Origin of the sequence: Streptomyces sp. NPDC000151 (assembly GCF_040301705.1) — a bacterium.
Lineage (GTDB): Bacteria > Actinomycetota > Actinomycetes > Streptomycetales > Streptomycetaceae > Streptomyces.
Window position 1 is genome coordinate 1 of record NZ_JBEPFC010000322.1, and the last position, 1,005, is coordinate 1,005.

At 79.9% G+C, this 1,005-nt stretch carries 1 protein-coding gene; it reads right to left on the minus strand.

The window, feature by feature from the left end:
- Positions 1 to 1,005, minus strand: a 1,005-nt coding sequence (locus ABT381_RS35845; protein ID WP_351602317.1) for an FtsK/SpoIIIE domain-containing protein, incomplete at both ends; no start/stop codon positions are given.

Here is a 1,005-nt window from a genome sequence, read left to right on the forward strand (position 1 = left end):
GCCCTCCGCGCCCAGCCGCGCGCGCAGGCCGGCCCGCTCGGCGGTGGCGGTGGCCGCCGTGCGGTCCGGATGGCCGGTCGAGGCGATCAGATGCACGCCGAGCGCGGCGCCCTCCCGGGCGACCGCCTCCAGCGCCCGCACGACCGACCCGGCCGCAGGCCGCCCCGTACTGCCCAGCGCCGGTGCGACCAGCGCGTCGAAGTCGTCGACGATCACGAACAGCCGGGTCATCGGCGGTACGGCCGCGAGCCCGTCGCCCGCCGCTGCCGGGCGCTCGGCCCCCTCGGCACCGGGCGCCCCCTGCGTACGCTCCCGGGGGCGCAGCCGCAGCGTGTGCGTCGCGGGCGTGTCGAGCAGGCCGGAGTCCTGCGTGGCGGGAGCGGGGGAGCCGGGGACCTCCGCTGCGGGACCGGCCGCGGCCGCTGCCGTGCGGCCCTCGGCGGACCGGCGCGGGCCGACCACCCGGGGCGCCGCGACGTGCTTGGCGCGCCACTCCGCGAAGCCCGTACCGCCCAGTATCTCGGCGCGCCGCTTCAGCTCCGAGACCAGCGCCTGCGCGAACTCCCGCATCCGCACCGGGTCGGAGGCGGCCAGATGCGCGGTGACGTGCGGCAGGTCCGTGCACAGCCGCAGGCCGTCGCCGCGCTCCGTGCCCGCGCCGTCGACCAGTACCAGCGAGAGCAGGTCCGGGCGGTCGGCGGCGGCCAGCGAGGCGGCGATCGAGCGCAGCAGCTCGGTCTTGCCCGTGCCCGGGCCGCCCTCCAGCAGGAAGTGGCAGCCGTCGGCGGCCGGGTCCGCGTGCACCGGGCCGTGCGGGCCCGCGCCCAGGACCGCGGCGGCCGCGGGCTCCTCGCTGTCGGCGGCGGCCGCCCAGCGGGCCATCAGGGACGCGGGCGTGGCACGGGCCAGCCCCAGCTCGTCCAGCAGCCGGGAGCTGTCGGGCAGCGGCACGGCGGCGCTGCGCGTGCTGCGGCCCGCCCGCGCCGTGTCGCGCGAATTGTTCGG